Origin of the sequence: Nonomuraea sp. NPDC049152 (assembly GCF_040648355.1) — a bacterium.
In the GTDB taxonomy this organism is placed as follows: domain Bacteria; phylum Actinomycetota; class Actinomycetes; order Streptosporangiales; family Streptosporangiaceae; genus Nonomuraea.
On the sequence record NZ_JBEZDO010000042.1, the window covers coordinates 23,613 to 36,980 of the forward strand.

Annotated in this window: 18 protein-coding genes; 4 read left to right on the top strand and 14 right to left on the bottom strand. The window is 71.1% G+C overall.

Annotated elements, in window-relative coordinates:
* Positions 1-1,020, top strand: coding sequence for a LacI family DNA-binding transcriptional regulator (locus tag AB0B45_RS45660; RefSeq protein WP_358144363.1), 1,020 nt, complete (start codon positions 1-3; stop codon positions 1,018-1,020).
* Here AB0B45_RS45660 and AB0B45_RS45665 read toward each other — a convergent pair.
* The 14 genes from AB0B45_RS45665 to AB0B45_RS45730 all read right to left on the bottom strand — a co-directional run bounded on the left by AB0B45_RS45665 (position 980) and on the right by AB0B45_RS45730 (position 10,781).
* Complete coding sequence (locus tag AB0B45_RS45665) at positions 980-2,443, bottom strand: cation acetate symporter (RefSeq protein WP_358144463.1); 1,464 nt, start codon at positions 2,441-2,443, stop codon at positions 980-982. The two genes, AB0B45_RS45660 and AB0B45_RS45665, sit on opposite strands and share 41 nt — an antisense overlap.
* Positions 2,444-2,504: 61 nt before the next feature.
* On the bottom strand, positions 2,505-2,867 hold the full coding sequence (locus tag AB0B45_RS45670) for a hypothetical protein (RefSeq protein WP_358144365.1): 363 nt from the start codon (positions 2,865-2,867) through the stop codon (positions 2,505-2,507).
* A complete protein-coding gene (locus tag AB0B45_RS45675) occupies positions 2,864-3,601 on the bottom strand; it encodes a LytTR family DNA-binding domain-containing protein (RefSeq protein ID WP_358144368.1) in 738 nt (245 codons plus the stop codon). The genes AB0B45_RS45670 and AB0B45_RS45675 overlap by 4 nt, the downstream gene beginning before the upstream one ends.
* 174 nt (positions 3,602-3,775) lie before the next feature.
* Positions 3,776-4,954, bottom strand: coding sequence for a histidine kinase (locus tag AB0B45_RS45680; RefSeq protein WP_358144370.1), 1,179 nt, complete (start codon positions 4,952-4,954; stop codon positions 3,776-3,778).
* A 64-nt stretch (positions 4,955-5,018) separates the two neighbouring features.
* Complete coding sequence (locus AB0B45_RS45685) at positions 5,019-5,420, bottom strand: HIT family protein (protein WP_358144372.1); 402 nt, start codon at positions 5,418-5,420, stop codon at positions 5,019-5,021.
* Positions 5,417-6,565, bottom strand: coding sequence for an acyl-CoA dehydrogenase family protein (locus AB0B45_RS45690; RefSeq protein WP_358144373.1), 1,149 nt, complete (start codon positions 6,563-6,565; stop codon positions 5,417-5,419). The genes AB0B45_RS45685 and AB0B45_RS45690 overlap by 4 nt, the downstream gene beginning before the upstream one ends.
* Positions 6,565-7,077, bottom strand: a complete 513-nt coding sequence (locus AB0B45_RS45695) for a MaoC family dehydratase (RefSeq protein ID WP_358144375.1) — start codon at positions 7,075-7,077, stop codon at positions 6,565-6,567. Before AB0B45_RS45695 ends, AB0B45_RS45690 begins: the two co-directional genes overlap by 1 nt.
* Before the next feature lie 15 nt (positions 7,078-7,092).
* Positions 7,093-7,806: a DUF1838 family protein gene (locus AB0B45_RS45700; RefSeq protein WP_358144377.1), complete on the bottom strand. Its 714-nt coding sequence runs from the start codon at positions 7,804-7,806 to the stop codon at positions 7,093-7,095.
* Positions 7,807-7,816: 10 nt separating this feature from the next.
* On the bottom strand, positions 7,817-8,149 hold the full coding sequence (locus AB0B45_RS45705; protein ID WP_358144379.1) for a hypothetical protein: 333 nt from the start codon (positions 8,147-8,149) through the stop codon (positions 7,817-7,819).
* Positions 8,146-9,039: a YihY/virulence factor BrkB family protein gene (locus AB0B45_RS45710; protein ID WP_358144381.1), complete on the bottom strand. Its 894-nt coding sequence runs from the start codon at positions 9,037-9,039 to the stop codon at positions 8,146-8,148. The genes AB0B45_RS45705 and AB0B45_RS45710 overlap by 4 nt, the downstream gene beginning before the upstream one ends.
* A gap of 4 nt (positions 9,040-9,043) precedes the next feature.
* Positions 9,044-9,637, bottom strand: a complete 594-nt coding sequence (locus AB0B45_RS45715; RefSeq protein WP_358144384.1) for a YtxH domain-containing protein — start codon at positions 9,635-9,637, stop codon at positions 9,044-9,046.
* Positions 9,634-9,852 (bottom strand): phage holin family protein, encoded by a 219-nt coding sequence (locus tag AB0B45_RS45720; RefSeq protein WP_358144386.1) that lies wholly within the window; start codon positions 9,850-9,852, stop codon positions 9,634-9,636. Before AB0B45_RS45720 ends, AB0B45_RS45715 begins: the two co-directional genes overlap by 4 nt.
* 36 nt (positions 9,853-9,888) lie before the next feature.
* Positions 9,889-10,035, bottom strand: a complete 147-nt coding sequence (locus AB0B45_RS45725; RefSeq protein WP_358144388.1) for a hypothetical protein — start codon at positions 10,033-10,035, stop codon at positions 9,889-9,891.
* Entirely contained in the window at positions 10,032-10,781 is a 750-nt protein-coding gene (locus AB0B45_RS45730) for a methyltransferase domain-containing protein (protein WP_358144389.1), read from the bottom strand. Before AB0B45_RS45730 ends, AB0B45_RS45725 begins: the two co-directional genes overlap by 4 nt.
* 110 nt (positions 10,782-10,891) lie before the next feature.
* Here AB0B45_RS45730 and AB0B45_RS45735 point away from each other — a divergent pair, with 110 nt between their 5' ends.
* The 3 genes from AB0B45_RS45735 to AB0B45_RS45745 are packed head-to-tail and all read left to right on the top strand — an operon-like array spanning position 10,892 to position 13,367.
* Entirely contained in the window at positions 10,892-11,617 is a 726-nt protein-coding gene (locus tag AB0B45_RS45735) for a sugar phosphate nucleotidyltransferase (protein ID WP_358144391.1), read from the top strand.
* Positions 11,614-12,474 carry an NAD(P)-dependent oxidoreductase gene (locus AB0B45_RS45740; RefSeq protein ID WP_358144393.1) on the top strand — a complete coding sequence of 287 codons (861 nt, stop codon included), beginning with the start codon at positions 11,614-11,616 and terminating at the stop codon, positions 12,472-12,474. The genes AB0B45_RS45735 and AB0B45_RS45740 overlap by 4 nt, the downstream gene beginning before the upstream one ends.
* Complete coding sequence (locus tag AB0B45_RS45745) at positions 12,471-13,367, top strand: endo alpha-1,4 polygalactosaminidase (RefSeq protein WP_358144394.1); 897 nt, start codon at positions 12,471-12,473, stop codon at positions 13,365-13,367. Before AB0B45_RS45740 ends, AB0B45_RS45745 begins: the two co-directional genes overlap by 4 nt.
* The last annotated feature ends 1 nt before the right edge of the window (position 13,368 follow it).

The following is a 13,368-nucleotide window of genomic DNA, read 5'->3' on the forward strand; positions in this document are numbered from 1 at the left end:
ATGACAGCGCGCAAGCAGCCCACCATGGCGGATGTGGCCAGGCACGCGGGGGTGAGCCTGAAGACGGTCTCCAGAGTGGTCAACCAGGAGCCGCACGTCAGCGCATCGCTCCAGCTCAGGGTGCAGGAGGCGATCAACGCGCTCGGCTTCCGGCGCAACGAGGCGGCCAGCCGCCTGGCCAGGGGCGCCGCGATGCTCACGATCGGCCTGGTGATGGAGAACATCTCCAACCAGTTCTACTCCCACCTGGCCGCGGCGGTGGAGAGCGCGGCGGCCGAGCACGAGGCGCTGGTGGTCTTCGGCTCCTACGAGGAACGGCCCGAGCGCGAGCGGATGCTGGTGGAGTCGATGTTCGCGCGCGGCGTCGACTCGCTCATCCTGGTGCCCTCGGCCGACGGGCACGCCTGGCTCGGCGAGCTGCTCGCGGGCGGGCTGCGCGCCGTGTTCGTCGACCGGCTGCCTTCCGGCGTGCCCGACTCCAGCGCGGTGCTGCTCGACGACTTCAAGGGCGGGCGCCTGGCCACCGAGCACCTCATGGCGCGCGGGCACCGGCGGATCGCGCTCATCTCCGACGACGAGGCGCTCAGCTCGGTGCACGACAGGGCGCGCGGCTACCGCGAGGCGCTCGGCGAGGTGGACGAGGCGCTGGTGACGCGCGGGGTGTTCGACCCGTGGCGGGCGGCGCGCGAGGTGGACCGGCTGCTGGCGCTGCCCGACCCGCCCACGGCCTTCTTCGCCACCAACAACAGGGCGGCGATCGGCATCCTGCAGGCGCTGAGGGAACGGCGGGACAAGCCCGCCTTCGTGGGGTTCGACGACTTCGCGCTGGCCGAGGTCTTCGATCCGGGGGTGACGGTGGTGCGCTACGACACGGCGCTGCTCGGCCGTACCGCCGTGGACCTGCTGCTGGACGGCGGGCCGCCGCGGCGCGTCAGAGTGCCGGTCGAGCTGGTGGTGCGCGGCTCGGGCGAGCTGCCCGTCACGACGAACGGGGACGCCAGTCGCCGCGGTCCAGGTTGAGCGACTCGGGGGTGTGCAGTCGCACCATGGTCCTGGCCACCCCCGCCGGCACCCGGTGCGGGGTGAGGAACGACATGACGATCATCACGACGAACGCGATCGGCACCGTCCAGGCCGCGGGCTGGGCCAGCAGCGCGCCGATGAGCCCGTCGTAGGGGCCGCCGGTGATCTGCGCCATCACCGCCGCGCACGCCAGGCCGCCGCCCACCAGCAGCCCGGCCAGCGCGCCCGTCGACGACAGCCTGCGCCACCAGATGCCCAGTACCAGCAGCGGGCAGAAGGAGGAGGCCGCCACGGCGAACGCCAGCCCGACCACGTCGGCGACCGGCAGCGCCCTGGCCCAGACCGCCAGGCCCAGCGGCACCGCCACGGCCATCAGCGTCGCCAGGCGGAAGGCGCGCACCGCCCCGCCGCCGAGCAGGTCCTGCGCGATCACGCCCGCCACCGACACCGTCAGCCCCGAGGAGGTCGACAGGAACGCCGCGAACGCGCCCGCGGTCACCAGCGCGGTCAGCACGTCGCCGAGCGTGCCGCCGATCACCCGCCCTGGCAGCGTCAGCACCACCGCGTCCGTGCCGACCAGGTCGGGCGCGTAGATCCGGCCCAGCCATCCGTAGATCGCCGGCAGCAGGTAGAAGGCGCCCAGCAGCGACAGCACCACCAGCGTCGTACGGCGGGCCGCCCGCCCGTCCGGGTTGGTGTAGAAGCGCACCAGCACGTGCGGCAACCCCATCGTGCCGAGGAACGTCGCCAGGATCAACGAGTAGGTGGAGTAGAGCCCGTACTCCTTCGTGCTGGCCAGCGGCAGCCGCCAGTGGGCCAGGTCGTGCTCCGGCAAGCCGGGCGAACCGCCGGAACGCCACGCCATCAGCAGGAACACCAGCGGAAGCGCGAGGGCGGTCAGCTTGAGCCAGTACTGGAAGGCCTGGACGAAGGTGATCGACCGCATCCCGCCCGACAGCACGTTCACCGCCACGACCACCGCCACCAGCAGCCCGCCCACCCAGCCGGGCGCCCCGGTGATCGCGCGCAGTACGATGCCCGCGCTCTGGAACTGCGGCATCAGGTAGAGCCAGCCGATGAGCACGACCAGCACGCTGGCGATCCTGCGCACGGCCATCGACTCCAGCCTGGACTCGGCGAAGTCAGGCAGCGTGTAGGCGCCCGAGCGGCGCAACGGCGCGGAGACCAGCACGAGCAGCACGAGGTAGCCGCCGGTCCAGCCCACGGGCAGCCACAGCATGTCGGCGCCGTGGGCGAGGATGAGGCCGGCGATGCCGAGGAAGGAGGCGGCCGACAGGTACTCGCCGCCGATGGCCGAGGCGTTCCACAGCGGGGTGACGGTCCTGGAGGCGACGTAGAAGTCGGAGGTGGTGCGCGAGAGCCGCAGCCCGAACGCCCCGATCAGGATCGCCGCGACCATCACCAGGCCGACGGCCGCGAGACTCACGCGAGCCCCGGCGGTGCGTGGTCCCCTGGCTCGTTCACTGTCGCTCGACCAGGTCTTCGAAGTGGCGCTCGTTGCGTTCGGCCTGCCGTACGTAGAGCCACGCCCCCGCGACGAACAGCGGGTAGATCAGCCCGGCCAGCACCGCCCACGGCAGCGGCACGCCCGCCATGTCGGCCGAGCGGAGCTCGGGCACCAGCAGGAACACCAGCGGCAGGCCGAGCACCACGCAGGCCAGCACCGTGCAGACGAACAGGGCCAGCCTGAACTGGGTGCGCAGCAGCGACCGCATGTAGACCTCGCCCAGGCGCGTCTGCTCGTCGATCTCCCTGCTGGCCGGGTAGCGGGGACGGCGCGCGGCGGCCGTGCGCGGGCTGGTGACGGTGACGCGGCCCTTCATCGCTTCGCCCTCCGCAGCAGAAGGTCACGCAGCTCGCGCGTGTGCCGGCGGCTGACCGGGATCTCGGTGTCGCCCACCCTGACCGTGCACCGGCCCGAGTCGATGTGCAACTCCTCGATGTGCCTGACCGCGACCAGATGGCTGCGGTGCACGCGGACGAAGCCGGAGGAGGCCCACCGCTCCTCCAACGTGGCCAGCGGGATGCGCACCAGGTGGCTGCCGGTGGCGGTGTGCAGGCGCGCGTAGTCGCCCTGCGCCTCCACGTAGATGACGTCGGCGGTGGAGACGAAGCGGGTCACTCCGCCCAGCTCGACGGGAATCGTGTCGGACTCCGCGCTCTCGACCGGCACGTCGGCGGAGACGCACACCCGCCTGATCGCCTCGGCCAGCCGTTCGGGACGCACCGGCTTGAGCAGGTAGTCCTCGGCCTTGATCTCGAAGGCGTCGACCGCGTGCTCCTCGTAGGCGGTCACGAAGACGACCCGCGGCGGGTTGGCGAACTGCGACAGCAGCCTGCCCAGCACCACCCCGTCCAGCCCGCGCATCCTGATGTCGAGGAAGACCGCGTCGATCGGCCTGCCCCCGGCGATGCCCCTGTCGAGCAGCCGCAGCGCCGCCGCCCCGTCGCGGGCCGTGGCCACCTCGCCGATCCTGGGATCGGCTCGCAGCAGGTACGACAGGTCCTCGAGCGCGGGAAGCTCATCGTCCACCGCCAGCACCCGCAGCCCGTTCACGGTTCTCCCTTCAACCATTTGAGAGTGATGAAACAGACATCAGGCGTCAAGCCTGTCACGACGCGATCACAGGCTCGCGAAATCGTCGTGTGGTCTCATCGTGCGCGCGCGGATCCGGGTCGATCGGTCTCCTGCGATGACGGCGCGGCCGACGAGGTGGTCGTGCGCAGCCGCTCAGCGGGCCGAGACCCCTGGGTGGTACTTCGGGACCCTGATGTTGACCTTGGTGCCGGCGCCCTGGGCCGTCTCGACGACGATGCCGTACTCGTCGCCGTAGACCTGGCGCAGCCGCTCGTCGACGTTGGCCAGGCCGACGCCGCTCTCGGCCGAGACGTCTCCGGCGAGGATGCGGCGCAGGCGCTCGGGGTCCATGCCGAGGCCGTCGTCCTCGACGCTGATGCGGCATTCGGCGCCCGCGTCCTCAGCGATGATCGTGATGCGGCCGATGCCGTTCTTGGATTCGAGGCCGTGCCGTACGGCGTTCTCGACGAGGGGTTGCAGGCACAGGAACGGCACGGCGACCGGGAGCACCTCGGGCGCGATGCGCAGCGTGACGCGCAGATGGTCGCCGAAGCGGGCGCGCTCGAGGATGAGGTAGCGGTCGATGGAGTGCAGTTCCTCGGCCAGGGTGGTGAAGTCGCCGTGCCTGCGGAAGCTGTAGCGGGTGAAGTCGGCGAACTCCAGCAGCAGCTCGCGGGCGCGTTCGGGGTCGGTGCGGACGAAGCTGGCGATCGTGGTGAGGGAGTTGTAGATGAAGTGCGGGGAGATCTGCGCGCGCAGGGCGCGCACCTCCGCCTCCATCAGCAGGGTGCGGCTGCGGTCGAGCTCGGCGAGCTCGAGCTGCGAGTCGACCCAGCGGGCGACCTCCTGGGCGGCGCGGACCAGTCCCGCGGAGGTGTGCTCGCCGTAGGCGGCCAGCGAGCCGACCACCCTGTCGTCGGTGGTGAGCGGCACCACCACCGCGTGCCTGATCGGGCATTCGAGCAGCTCGCAGTCGAGGTTGAGGACCTGGGTGCGGCCGTCCTTGAGCGTCTCGGCCGCGTGGGCGAACGCCTCGGCCGCGTGGTGCTCGCCCGCGCCGTCGTAGACCAGCAGCCGCTCGCCGTCGGTGATGGCGATCGCCGGCGAGCCGAGCAGCTCGCGCAGGTGCTTGGACGCCTTCTGCGCGCCCTCCTCCGACAGGCCCGCGCGCAGCGGCGGCGCCGCCAGCGAGGCGGTGTGGAGGGTCTCGAACGTGGCCCGCTCGGCGGGCCCGGACCCGAGCTCGCGCCGCCCGCGCAGCACCCGCCACAGCACGAGGGCGGGACCGCCCACGAGCAGGGCCAGGAGCAGGATGACGACCACGGGTTCCACGGCCGGAGCCTATCCCTCTCCCGCCGATGTCAACGATCTCGAGCGCCCGCGCGAGACGATCGGCTCAGGCGGCTCGCCTGATCGCGGCGGCGTAGGACTCGGCCTCCTCGTCGGAGGCGTACTTGACGCGCGGCCAGAAGAAGCCGCGCAGCCCGTCCTTCCTGTTGCGCGGCACGATGTGGACGTGCAGGTGCGGGACGCTCTGGCTGACGCGGTTGTTCATCGCCACGAACGTGCCCGCCGCCTCCAGGCCCTTCTCGACCGCGCCCGCCAGGTGCTGGACGCGCTCGAAGAAGGGCCCCACGTCGGGCAGGTCCGTCAGCGTCTCCACGTGCTCGCGCGGCACCACCAGCAGGTGCCCCTTGAAGACGGGCCTGGCGTCGAGGAAGGCGAGCGCCACCTCGTCGGAGGAGACGACGAAGGCGGCCCGCTCCCCCGCGACGATCTCGCAGAACAGACAGCTCACCAGCCGACCCTAACCGTTCCCTTCAGCAGCTCCCTGGCGATCACGATGCGCTGCACGTCGTTGGTGCCCTCGCCGATCGCCATCAGCGGCGCGTCGCGGTAGAGGCGTTCGAGGACGAACTCCTGCGAGTAGCCGTACCCGCCGTGCACGCGCATCGCCTCCATCGTCACCCGCAGCGCCACCTCGGACGCGAAGTACTTGGCCATGGCGGCCTCGGCCTTGGCCGACCTCGAGGCCGCCCAGTACGTCATCAGCCTGGCCGCCTGGATGTCGGTGGCCATGTCGGCGAGCTTGAGCTGGATGGCCTGGAAGTCGCCGATCGGCCTGCCGAACGCCTCGCGCTGCCCCGCGTAGGCGAGCGCGGCGTCGAAGGCGCACTGCGCGACGCCGACGGCGCGGGCGGCGATGTTCACCCTGCCGAGCTCCAGCGCCGACAGCGCCTGCTGCATGCCGCGCCCCTCGAGGCCGCCGAGCAGCCGGTCCTTGTGCACGCGCACGTCCTGCAGGGTGATCTCGCAGGTCTCCGTGCCCTTGTAGCCGAGCTTGGGCAGGTCGCGGCTGACGGTGTAGCCGGGCGTGTCCGCCTCGACCAGCAGCATCGACATGCCCTTGTGGGCGGGCGTCTCCACCGAGGTCTTCACCAGGACGGGCATCGGGTCGGCGAAGCGGGCGTTGGTGATCCACGTCTTCGTGCCGTTGATCACGTAGTGGTCGCCGTCGCGGACCGCGCGGGTCGTGATCCCCTGCAGGTCGGTGCCCGCTCCCGGCTCGGTCAACGCGATCCCGGTACGGCGGGCGCCGCTGGCCAGGCCGGGCAGGTAGCGGTCCTTCTGCTCGGGCGTACCGTACTGGTCGATCATCCACGCGGACAGCGAGTGGGAGCCGAGCACGCCCGCCACGCCCATCCAGCCGCGCGCGATCTCCTCGAAGACCAGCGCGTAGGAGACGCGGTCGAGTTCGAGCCCTCCGTAGCGGGCGGGGATCGTCATGCCGAACAGGCCGAGCTCCTTGAACCGCTCGACGATCTCCGCCGGGTAGCGTCCCGAACGCTCCCATTCGGCGGCGACGGGCACGATCTCCTTGTCGACGAACTCTCTCAGGGTGGCGCGGAACAGCCGCTGGTCCTCGTCGAGGTCGAAGTCCATCACATGGGTCCGTTCTTGGCGGTCGGGAAGTAGCCCTTGTCGTGCGGCGCGTCCCGCTTGTAGACCATGACGGTCCGCCGCCATGACATGACCTCGTCGCCGTCCTGGTTGAGGCCGCGGGTGGCGCAGGTGACGATGCCCGCGTACGGGCGCGACTTCGACTCGCGCCGGTCCAGCACTCGCGACTCGGCGTAGAGCGTGTCGCCGATGAACACGGGGTGGGTGAGCCTGATCTCCTCCCACCCGAGGTTCATCATCGCGGTCTGGCTGACGTCGATCACCGACAGGCCGAGCACGATCGCCACCGACAGGCCGGAGTTCACGATGATCCTGCCGGCCGGGGCGCTCGCGGCGAAGTGCGCGTTGAAGTGGTTCTGGTTGGTGTTCATCGTCAGCAGCGTGAACCAGGTGTTGTCGGCCTCGCTGATCGTCCGGCCGAGCGGATGCTGGTAGACGTCGCCGACGACGAAGTCCTCGTAGTACCGGCCCAGGCCGGGTTGGTGCACCGTCACCTGGGCAGGCTACGATTAGAACTTTCTTCGGTCAACGAACGTCGTCCAGCTCGTCTGGTTGGGCGCGCTCCACTCGGTCGGCGCGCTCATCGGCCCGAAGAACGCCTCCAGGTTGCCTGGCACCTCACCGACCTTGGCGCCCCTGCAGTGGTAGACCAGCGCGCCTGGCCGCTGCGCCATCTCCATCCACGGCAGCCACGGCGAGACCCTGCACCACGACAGCGTGTTCGGCACCGAGGGGGCCTCGCCGTCCAGGTCGGCCGCGGGCGCGAAGAACTGGAACAGCTCCATCGCCCTGTAGGTGTCGCTGAAGGAGTTGTCGGGGTAGTCGGCCACCTTCAGCGGCGACGGGTAGGCCAGCAGGATGTCGGTGTTGAACACCACCGTGCCGCCCAGCCTCGTGGTCGGCACGGTGAAGCCGCGCAGCCGCTGGTTGACCGGGTCGTTGTAGACGTGCTGGACGTCGACGGAGTGTCCGGTGAACGGGTTGTCCCAGGTGTCGAGGGGGTCGCGCGAGGCGGGGTCGAGGTAGGCGGCGGCCTCCCTGGTCAGCAGCTCCCAGCCGCCGTCACTCTCCACCGCCCGTGCCACGTTGACGCCCTCGAAGCCGAACAGGTGGCGGGGCCCGTCGTCGAGGAGGTAGGCGTAGACGTCGCCGGTCCACCAGGTCACCGTCTCCGCCCCGTCGGCGCTGGCCCGCACCCGCATGAAGTCTCGGAGATCGCTCATGCGCGGCACCCTACTGCACCGTGATCGCGAAGATCGCCTCTCCCTGACCGGTGATCTCCACACGTGTGCTGCCCGGGTGCTTGGCGTTGAAGACGAAGTAGGAACGGCCGTCGGCGTGCTCCTCGCTGATGAAGGAGGCCACCTTGGCGTCGGGCACCCGCTTCAGCTGCCAGTCGCCCTCCGACAGGGAGACCGAGAAGCGCTGCCCCTTGGTCACCTGGACCGCGGTGGTCGCCCCTGGCCCGCCCTCGACGACCTTGCCGAGATCGCTGACCGCGCGACCGCCCCCGCACCCGGCCAGAGCGAGGGCCAGGATCGCGGCCACCACCGTACGACGCATCATTGCGGCAGCGTATCGGGCGTGGGGGGATCTCTCGGCACCGCATAGGGCTCGGCGTTCACGGGGTGTCCCTCCGCCATGCTCTTGCCCCTGATCAGCTCGGCGTCGAACTCCGCGCCGAAGAGCAGGGCCATGTTCGACAGCCACAGCCAGATGAGGAACACCACGACCGCGGCGAGCGTGCCGTAGGTCTTGTTGTAGGAGCCGAAGTTGGCGACGTACAGGGCGAAACCCCCGGACACGACCACCCACAGCACGACCGCGAGCACGCCCCCTGGGGTGATCCAGCGCAGGCCGGGCTGGCGCACGTTCGGCGCCGCCCAGTACAGGACCATGATCAGGCCGGCGGCGATGAGCGCCAGCACCGGCCACTTGGCCACGTCCCAGACGGTGACCAGCGCGTCGTTGAGGCTGAGCCGGTCGCCCGCCACCTCGGCCACCCTGCCGGTCAGCGTCACCGCGACCGCCCCCGCCGCCAGCAGCACCATGACCAGCAGCGTCAGCCCGAGGCGCAGCGGCGTCAGCTTCCAGAAGGGGCGGCCCTCCTCGATGTCGTAGATCGCGTTGGCCGCGCGGACGAAGGCCGCGATGTACCCGGAGGCCGACCAGAGCGCGACCAGCAGGCCGACGATCGCCAGCAAGCCCGCGCCCGTGCTGCGCACGCCCGCGAGCCCCTGGACCAGCAGGTCGCGCACCTCCGCGGGAGCGAGGACAGCGATGCCGCCGATGACCGCGGCCGCGTCGTCACGGCCGACCAGTCCCAGTAACGACACCAGGACGATGAGCGCGGGGAAGATCGACAGAACCCCGTAGTAGGTGAGGGCGGCCGCCCAGTCCTGCACGCCGTCGTGCCTGAACTCGGCGAACGCCCGCCTGAGCGCGCTCCTCCACATGCCGCTACTTCTTGCCGCGCTGCATCATCCTGCGGGCGATGAGCACCGCCAGGGCGCCGGCGGCCGCGAGCAGCAGCTTGGGCCTGCGCCTCACCTCCGCGCCTACCTTGTCGGCGGCGTCCTTGACCTGGTCGGGCACCTTGTCGGTGACGGCGGTCACCTTGTCCTTGGCCACACCCGCCACCTCGCTCGCCCTGCCCTTGACGCCGGTCTTGTTCGCCATGGCCTCGACGGTGCCGCCCATGTCCTTACGGGTCTCTTTCGTGTCCTTGCTCATGTCTCTCTCAACCCCGCCTGCCGGTTTGTCCGTGTTCTCGGGACGGGTGGCCCCCGTCGTTCCGGTGTCCTGCTCGTCGCGCTCGTGCCTCGCGCGCGCGGCCGCCTCGGCCTCGGCCTTCTCATCGGGGATGGGGCGCTCGGGCACGAACTCCTCGTGCGGCCTGCGCGCCTCCTCCGCGGCCTCCGCGTTCTCCGCCGCGCCTGGCCTGGTCGGCGGGACGTTGATGGATTCGTGGTCGGTGGGCGTGCCCACCGTGGCCCGGCGAGCGCCCACGTCGCCCGCGTGTGACTCGCTGAAGCCCGGGTCGGTCTCCGTCATCGTCGTGCCCTCTCTTCCACCACGTCGATGTCGCTCTTGCCGCTCTCGAGCGCCGCGTCGAGAATCGGCGACGTCGCCCGATTGACCTGGTTTCTACCGATCAGACCAAGAACGGCGGCAAGCCGAAGCAAAGCTCCGGCCACGATTGCGGCCGCGCCCGACCGCCCGCCGTTCTCGGCAGGCTCAAGCCACGCCGGGCGCGTCTCGCTCCGCATGGGGATGACGACTACCCGCCCCACGGAGGGGAAACCTCAGCGCTTGGCGGCCTTCAGCAGCGCGCCGAGAACACCGAGCACCGGGGACTTCGGCACCTCGCACCAGGGCGCGGGAGGCGCCGGACGCTCGCACCACGGCTGGGGCGGTCGCGGCGTCTCGCACCATGAGCCGGGACGTTTCATGCTTCCTGTCTACCACCGATGAGGTGTGTCAGCGCGGCCACTCCTCTGTAGGGGTCGGTACGGCCCGCGATCTCCTCGCACTCGATGAGCGCGTCGAGGTCGTCGGGCGGAGAGGCGGCCCCCGGGCCGGGGTCGGTGTCGGTGTCGGTGAAGACCCGCACGCCGTACCAGTGGGCGACCACCAGGCCGCGCGCGGCGAGGGCCGCGGTGAGGTCGGCGCGGCGGTCGGCCCTGGCGCGCACGCCCAGCCTGTTGGTGTAGCCGTCGGCGGTGAACGCCTCGCGGGTGGCGCGCCAGTCGCCCGCCAGGCCGGGACGCATGGCGAGCGCGTCGCCGTTACGCACCAGCAGCGACAGGAATCCGCCCGGCCTGACCAGCCGGGCCAGGTCGGTGAGCAGCGGCGCGGGGTCGTCGAAGTACATCAGCACGCCGTGGCAGAGCACCACGTCGAACGACTCGGGCTCGAACAGCGACGGCAGCTCGGCGAGATCGGCGTGGACGGCCCTGATCCGACCCTCCGGCAGCAGGTCGAGCAGCTCGCGCGAGGCGTCGACGCCGGTGACGTCGTGGCCGCGCTCGGCCAGGCGCAGCGCCTGCGTGCCCTGGCCGCAGCCCGCGTCGAGCACGGCGGCGCGGGCGCCCGGCAGGTGCCGGTCGAGCTGCCTGGTCACCAGTTCCTGGCGCACGACGTTGCGCAGCCCGACGAGATTGTCGCGCCAGCCGTCCTCGGCGCCCTTGAACCCCATGTGCACCGACTCTAGCCCCGGCGGGAGAAACCGCTGAGGAACCGAAGTGAAACTCGGCGCCTCGACACTCGGAGCATCGCACGCCGGTCCCACCGCTGAAGGGGATGTTCATGCATGTCGTCATATTGGCGGGCGGCAAGGGGGTGCGGCTCAGGCCGTACACCTCGGCGCTGCCCAAGCCGCTCGTGCCGATCGGCGAGGAGTACGCGATCCTCGACATCATCCTGCGTCAGCTCGCCGCGCAGGGGTTCACCAGCGTCACGCTGGCCGTCGGCCACCTGTCGCCGCTGATCAGGGCGTTCGTCGGGGACGGCGCCAGGTGGGACCTCGCCGTCGACTACACCGAGGAGGTCACCCCCCTGTCGACGATCGGGCCGCTGTTCTCGATCAGGGACCGGCTGCCCGAGCACTTCCTGGTCATGAACGGCGACGTCCTGACCACGCTGAACTACGCCGACCTGCTGCACCGCCACAGCGTCTCCGCCGCGCCGCTGACGGTGGCCACGGCCCCGCGCGTCGTCAAGATCGACTTCGGGGTGCTGGAGGCCGCGGGCGGGCACATCACGGGCTTCAGGGAGAAGCCGCTGCTCAGCTACCTGGTCAGCATGGGCGTCTACGCCCTGTCGCGCCACTGCATCGAGGGCTATCCCGAGGGGATGTCGTTCGGCTTCGACGAGCTGGTGCTCGACCTGCTGGCGCATCGGCGGCCTCCCGCGGTCTTCGAGTTCGACGGCTACTGGCTCGACATCGGCCGGCCGGACGACTACGACGAGGCGAACGCCCGCTTCGAGGAGATCAGGCCGCTGCTGCTGCCGGAGCGGGAGCGGGCGCTGTGAGGGTGCTGCTGCTGGGCGCCTCGGGGTTCCTCGGCCGCCAGGTGCGCGTCCTGCTGGAGCGCGACCCCAGGGTCAGGGAGGTGGTCTGCGCGGGGCGGGCGCGGCTCGACCTGCTCACCGCCGACGTGCCGGCCGTCACGGAGCTGCTCTCCTCCGTACGGCCCGACGCCGTGATCAGCTGCATGGGGCGGATGACGGGCGGGCCCGACGAGCTGCTGCGCGGCAACGCCGGTGTGGTGGCGATGCTCGTGGAGGCGATGGGCGCGGTCGTGCCCTCGGCCAGGCTGGTACGGCTCGGCTCGGCGGCCGAGTACGGGCCCACGCCGTACGGGCGCTCGGTGGGCGAGGACGACGAGACCAGGCCGGTCACCGCCTACGGGGTGAGCCACCTGGCGGCGACGGGTCTGATCACCTCCGCGGCGGTGGACGGCGTGTCGTTGCGCGTCTTCAACCCGGTCGGGCCCGGCCTCTCGCAGACGAACGTGCTGGGGCGGGCCGCCGGTCTGCTGCGCGAGGCGAGGGATGACATCACGCTCGGGCCGCTGGACGCGCTGCGCGACTTCGTGGACGTGCGTGACGTCGCCAGGGCCGTGGTGGCCGCCGCGTTCGCGGACCTCCGCGGGGAGCGGGTGTTCAACGTGGGGTCGGGGCGGGCGGTGAGCGTCCGCGAGGCCGTGGGGCTGCTGGCGCGCGCGATGGGCTTCACCGGCGGGATCCACGAGGTCGCGGCGGGGTCCGACAGGTCGGGGGCGGCGCCGTGGAGTCAGGCCGGCATCACGCGCGCGGAGAAGGTGCTCGGCTGGCGTCCCGTCCACGGCCTGGCCGAGTCGGTCGGGGCCATGGCGGAGGAGGGGTGAGGCGGCTCGCCGCGACCTTCTCCCTGCTGCTGGCGACGACGACCGCCTGCGCGCCCGCCTCGGGCGTCCCGGTGCTGCTGGGTGTCACCTCGTTCACCTACGCGCTGACCGGTTACCCCGGCGGCCGGTTGGACACGGTCGCCGCGGCCCCGCACGAGCTGGCCATCGTCGACCTCTCGCGCGACGCCACCGTTCCCGGCTACTTCACCGCCGCCGAGATCGCCGCGGTGCGGGAGAGCGGGAAGAGGGTGCTGGCCTACTTCGAGATCGGCTCGCTGGAGGAGTTCAGGTCGGAGTATCCGAGCCTGCCCGCGGGGCTGAGGCTGAACGTGTGGCCGGACTGGCCCGACGAGCATTTCGTCAAATATTGGGATCCGTGGTGGTGGGACCGGGTCATCAGGCCGAGGGTCGACCAGGCGATGAAGGCCGGGTTCGACGGGGTCTACCTCGACACGCCCCTGGCGTACGAGGAGATCGACCTGGCCCGCGTGCCCGGCGAGACCCGCCACAGCCTCGGCAGGAAGATGGCCGACCTGATCGTCCGGATCAGCGCCTACGCCAAGGCGGCCGAGCACGGCTTCCTGATCGTGCCGCAGAACTCGCCCGAGCTGCGGCACCACAGCGGCTACACCGCCGCCATCGACGGCATCGGCATGGAGGAGCTGTTCTTCAGGGCCACCGACCAGGCGTGCGCGGCCGGCTGGTGCGCGGACAACCTCGCCGAGGCCGCCGCGCTGCGTGCCAAGGGCAAGGCGGTGCTGGCCACCGACTACGCCACCACCCCCGCGAACCGCCGTACGGCCTGCGAGGCGTATCGCAGGCACGGGTTCGCGGGAAACGTCACCACGGTCGACCTGGACCTGGTGAGTGCCCCCTGCGAAGGAAAGGAGTGAC